This window comes from Streptomyces sp. NRRL B-24572 (genome assembly GCF_002156145.1).
GTDB classification, from domain to species: Bacteria; Actinomycetota; Actinomycetes; order Streptomycetales; family Streptomycetaceae; genus Streptomyces; species Streptomyces vietnamensis.
The window spans coordinates 1-4079 of record NZ_MWIG01000596.1 but is presented as its reverse complement, the minus strand read 5'-3'; the positions used below and the strand labels follow the sequence as shown (position 1 = coordinate 4079).

General features: G+C 72.5%; 6 protein-coding genes. 5 read left to right on the top strand and 1 reads right to left on the bottom strand.

What is annotated here, in order from left to right; genetic code table 11:
• The coding region (locus tag CCN56_RS31165) for a TetR/AcrR family transcriptional regulator C-terminal domain-containing protein (RefSeq protein WP_179200046.1) at positions 1–357 on the top strand (357 nt) is incomplete at its 5' end.
• 83 nt (positions 358–440) lie between these two features.
• Positions 441–728, top strand: a complete 288-nt coding sequence (locus tag CCN56_RS31160) for a metal-sensitive transcriptional regulator (RefSeq protein ID WP_030685455.1) — start codon at positions 441–443, stop codon at positions 726–728.
• Between the two features lie 109 nt (positions 729–837).
• Here CCN56_RS31160 and wrbA read toward each other — a convergent pair whose 3' ends face one another.
• Positions 838–1446: an NAD(P)H:quinone oxidoreductase gene (gene wrbA / locus CCN56_RS31155; protein WP_086831270.1), complete on the bottom strand. Its 609-nt coding sequence runs from the start codon at positions 1444–1446 to the stop codon at positions 838–840.
• A 163-nt stretch (positions 1447–1609) separates the two neighbouring features.
• Here wrbA and CCN56_RS31150 point away from each other — a divergent pair, with 163 nt between their 5' ends.
• The 3 genes from CCN56_RS31150 (at position 1610) to pip (ending at position 3898) form a co-directional block, all read left to right on the top strand.
• Complete coding sequence (locus CCN56_RS31150) at positions 1610–2260, top strand: TetR/AcrR family transcriptional regulator (RefSeq protein ID WP_086831269.1); 651 nt, start codon at positions 1610–1612, stop codon at positions 2258–2260.
• A 55-nt stretch (positions 2261–2315) separates the two neighbouring features.
• Positions 2316–2885 (top strand): alpha/beta hydrolase, encoded by a 570-nt coding sequence (locus tag CCN56_RS31145; RefSeq protein WP_086831268.1) that lies wholly within the window; start codon positions 2316–2318, stop codon positions 2883–2885.
• 62 nt (positions 2886–2947) lie between these two features.
• Complete coding sequence (gene pip / locus CCN56_RS31140) at positions 2948–3898, top strand: prolyl aminopeptidase (RefSeq protein ID WP_086831267.1); 951 nt, start codon at positions 2948–2950, stop codon at positions 3896–3898.
• Positions 3899–4079: the final 181 nt, after the last annotated feature.

Sequence of the window (4079 nt, the reverse complement as noted above, 5' to 3'; positions counted from 1 at the left end):
GCCGCCCTCACCGAGGCCGGGCGCACCTGGGCCCGGGCCGTGCGCGCCGACGAGGAGGGCCGCGCCCTGCGCTCCCTCGTCACCACCGAGCTCCACCGCTTCCCCGACCTCGGCCGCGCCTGGCGCGCGCACGGCCCGGCGGGCCACCACCCCGCCGTCGCGGACGCCCTGCGCGCCCTCGCCGACCGGGGCCGGCTCGCGATCCCGGACCTGGAGGTCGCGGTCCTCCAGCTGTACTCGCTGCTCGTCTTCCCGCAGATGGTGTTCGAGCAGTACGGGGCGGAGCTCACCGAGGAGCTGAGCGAGCGGCTCGTCGTGGACGGGGTGGAGATGTTCCTCCGCCGCTACGCGCCCTGACAGGTGTCATCCTTGGTCTTCGACGGAACCCCACGTCGGGGAGTAAATTACCCCCTGGGGTATCTGTGGAGGAGTGGGTCACAGTGGAACTCGATCTCGCGGGCGCCGAGCTCAAGGCCGTCCTGAACCGGCTGCGCCGGGCCCAGGGCCAGATCTCCGGCGTGATCCGGATGATCGAGGAAGGGCGGGACTGCGAGGAGGTCGTCACCCAGCTGGCCGCCGCCTCCCGGGCCCTCGACCGGGCCGGGTTCGCGATCATCGCGACCGGGCTCCAGCAGTGCCTGACCGACATCGAGGGCGGCCGCAAGAACGGCGAGGACCCCGAGGCGATGCGGGCCCGGCTGGAGAAGCTCTTCCTCTCGCTGGCCTAGAACCGGCCCAGAACCGGTCCCGGGCCGGTCCTGGATCGGTCCAGGACGAAAAGCAGAGTGCCCCCGGGTTTCCCCGGGGGCACTCCTGTCTCAGCGGACGGTCAGGCCGTCAGTCGTCCGCCAGGCCCTTCAGGCGCTTCGCGATGCGGGTCAGGCGCGCGCCCTGGTAGCGGGCGGCCGCGAGGACCTCCTCCGCCGGGGCGCCGTTCGCACCCGGGTGGGCGGTGCCGTACGGGTTGCCGCCGGCCGCGTAGACCGCCGGGTCCGTGAAGCCGGGCGAGACGATGACCGAGCCCCAGTGGTGGAAGGTGTTGTAGAGCGCGAGCAGCGTCGACTCGTTTCCGCCGTGGACGTTGTGGGCACTGGTGAAGGCGGTCGCGGGCTTGTCCGCCATGACGCCCCGCTGCCAGAGGCCGCCCGTCGTGTCGACGTACTGCTTCAGCTGCGCCGACACGTTGCCGAAGCGGGTCGGGGAGCCGAGCGCGTACGCGTCCGCCCACTCCAGGTCGTCGAGCGTGGCGATCTCGACGTCGCCGGTGGCGTCCACGTGGGCGCGCCAGGCCGGGTTCGCGTCGATGGCGGCGTCGGGGGCGAGCTCGGGCACCCGGCGCAGGCGCACCTCGGCACCGGCCTTCTCGGCGCCCTCGGCGACGGCCCGGGCGAGCTGGTGGACGGAACCCGTGGCCGAGTAGTAGATGACGGCGACCTTGACGGACATGGGGGACTCTCCTCAGCCGAACTCGACGAGCGAAGCGGATTTCTTTCCGCTTCCACGCCTCCGAGGTTAAACGGATCGCTATCCGCTTCGCAAGGGCAACAGGTATGCTCGCATCAGAAAGCGACCGACGGGGGAACGGGGCTCAGCGAACAGGAGTCGGCAGATGAGCACGGAGAACCCCCAGTCCGGAGAGCGGTCCGGAAGCAGTGCGGCGGTGCCGGTACTCAGCCTGCTCCCCACCGTCGACGCCCCCGCCCCCGAGCGCGCCGACGCGGCCCGCAACCGGCGCCGCATCCTCGACGCGGCCGCCCGGATCGTCGCCGAGGAAGGCCCCGACGCCGTCACCATGAACCAGGTCGCCCACGCCAGCGGCATCGGCGTCGGCACCGTCTACCGCCGCTTCGGCGACGTCTCCCAGCTCCTGTGGGCGCTCCTCGACGAGCGCGAGCGCCGCTTCCAGGAGGCGTACATGAGCGGCCCTCCCCCGCTGGGCCCCGGCGCCCCCGCCGCCGAACGGCTCGACGCCTTCCTCGACGCGCTCGTCGACCGGGTCGCCGCCCAGCGCGCCCTCCTGCTCGCGGCGCACTCCGCCGCGCCCCGCGCCCGCTACCACAGCGGCGCCTACCGGGTGATGCACACGCACATGGCCCTGCTCATCGGACAGCTCAGGCCGGGCAGCGACAGCACGCTCCTCGCGCACCTGGCGCTCGCACCCTTCTCGCCCGACGTCATGCACCACCTGACGGTCGAGCAGGAGCTGCCGGCCGACCGGCTCAAGGCCGGCGTGCGGGAGCTGCTGGCCCTGCGGAGTTAGGCCACTTTCCGGACGGTCGTGGACCTGCGGGCCCCCGCCGTCGCAAGATCGCGCCATGACCACGTACTTGATCCTGCACGGCTTCCAGAACCGCCGCCCGCCCGCCCACTGGCAGCACTGGCTCGCCGGGCAGCTGCGCGAGCGCGGCCACGAGGTCCGCTACCCCCAGCTGCCCGCGCCGGACGCGCCCGAGCTCGACGCCTGGCTCGACGCCCTCGACGAGCACGGGCAGCGCCCGGCCGAGGGCGAGTTCGTGGTCCTCGCGCACAGCCTGTCGGTGCTCCTTTGGCTGCGCGCCGGGGACCGGCGGCCCGATGCCGACCGGGTCCTCCTGGTCGCCCCGCCCTCCCCGCAGGTCACCGCCTCGATCCCGGAGATCGCCGCCTTCGCCGACGGCCTCGACCTGACGGAGGCGGGACTCAAGGCGCGGCTCGTGTACGGGGACGGGGACCCGTACTGCCCCGAGGGCGCCGACCTGCACTACGGCATCCCGCTCGGCCTCGACCTGGACCTCGTACCGGACGGCGAGCACCTCAACCCCGACTCGGGGTACGGGGAGTGGCCCTCGCTGCTCGAGTGGTGCGAGGACCCGGCCGTACGGGTGCGGGCGAACGTGAACCCGTAGGGGTCGTACGCGGGCCGGAAAACACGCTGCCCACCGACCCTTGGACCAGTAGCGTCGGCCGGATGCATCCCGTGACCGCACCATACGACCAGGGCCTGCTCGACGTGGGCGACGGCAACCGCATCCACTGGGAGGTCTCCGGGAACCCGGACGGCAAGCCCGCGCTCGTCGTGCACGGAGGGCCGGGCTCCGGCTCCTCCCCGGGCAGCCGTCGCCGGTTCGACCCGGAGGCGTACCGGGTCGTCCTCTTCGACCAGCGCGGCTGCGGGCGCTCCACCCCGCACGCGAGCGACCCGGCCGCCGACCTGTCCGTGAACACCACCGCGCACCTGGTGGCCGACATGGAGCGGCTGCGGGAGCACCTCGGGGTCGACAAGTGGCTGCTGTACGGCGGGTCCTGGGGATCGACGCTGATCCTGGCGTACGCGGAGGCCCACCCCGAGCGCGTCTCGGAGATCGTGATCGCGGCCGTCACGACCACCCGCCGCTCCGAGACCGCCTGGCTGTACGAGGGCGTCGGCCGCTTCTTCCCCGAGGCCCACGAGCGCTTCCGCGCGGGGGCGGACCACGCGGCGGACCTGGTCGGGGAGTACGCGGCCCGGATGAACCACCCCGACCGGGCCGTACGGGAGAAGGCGGCGGCCGACTGGTGCGCCTGGGAGGACGCGGTCCTGTCGCCGGAGGGCATGGGGACCCCGTACACCGACCGGGTCGACGACGCCCGGCTCGGCTTCGTCCGGATCTGCTCCCACTACTTCGCGCACGGCGCCTTCCTGGAGGAGGGCGCGCTGATCCGCGACGCGCACCGGCTCGCCGGCATCCCCGGGGTCCTGATCCACGGCAGGCTCGACATGGGCGGGCCGCTCACCACCGCCTGGGAACTGGCCCGCGCCTGGCCGGACGCCGAGCTGCACGTGGTGGAGAAGTCGGGGCACCTGGGCGGCGAGGAGACCGGGAGGCTGATCCTCGCGGCACTGGACCGCTTCGCGAAGAGCGGCTTCACGAAGGGGTGAAGAGGGCCGAACGGGCGGGAATTGATAATTCCGTATTTCATTCCTGTTCGACCTGACAGGAATTGTGAAAGACCTGTTCACAGAATGCCCCGAGATCGCTAGCTTCCCCTCGACCTCGTCCGTACCGGAAGGGATTTCTGTGAACGCATCCCAGCGCCGAGCCGCGGCCGTCCTCGCCGCC

Excerpts from the sequence above, each read along its gene's own strand:
- CCN56_RS31150 (WP_086831269.1), top strand. The coding sequence starts at position 1,610 with ATGAGCACGGAGAACCCCCAGTCCGGAGAGCGGTCCGGAAGCAGTGCG.
- pip (WP_086831267.1), top strand. The coding sequence starts at position 2,948 with ATGCATCCCGTGACCGCACCATACGACCAGGGCCTGCTCGACGTGGGC.
- wrbA (WP_086831270.1), bottom strand. The coding sequence starts at position 1,446 with ATGTCCGTCAAGGTCGCCGTCATCTACTACTCGGCCACGGGTTCCGTC.
- CCN56_RS31145 (WP_086831268.1), top strand. The coding sequence starts at position 2,316 with ATGACCACGTACTTGATCCTGCACGGCTTCCAGAACCGCCGCCCGCCC.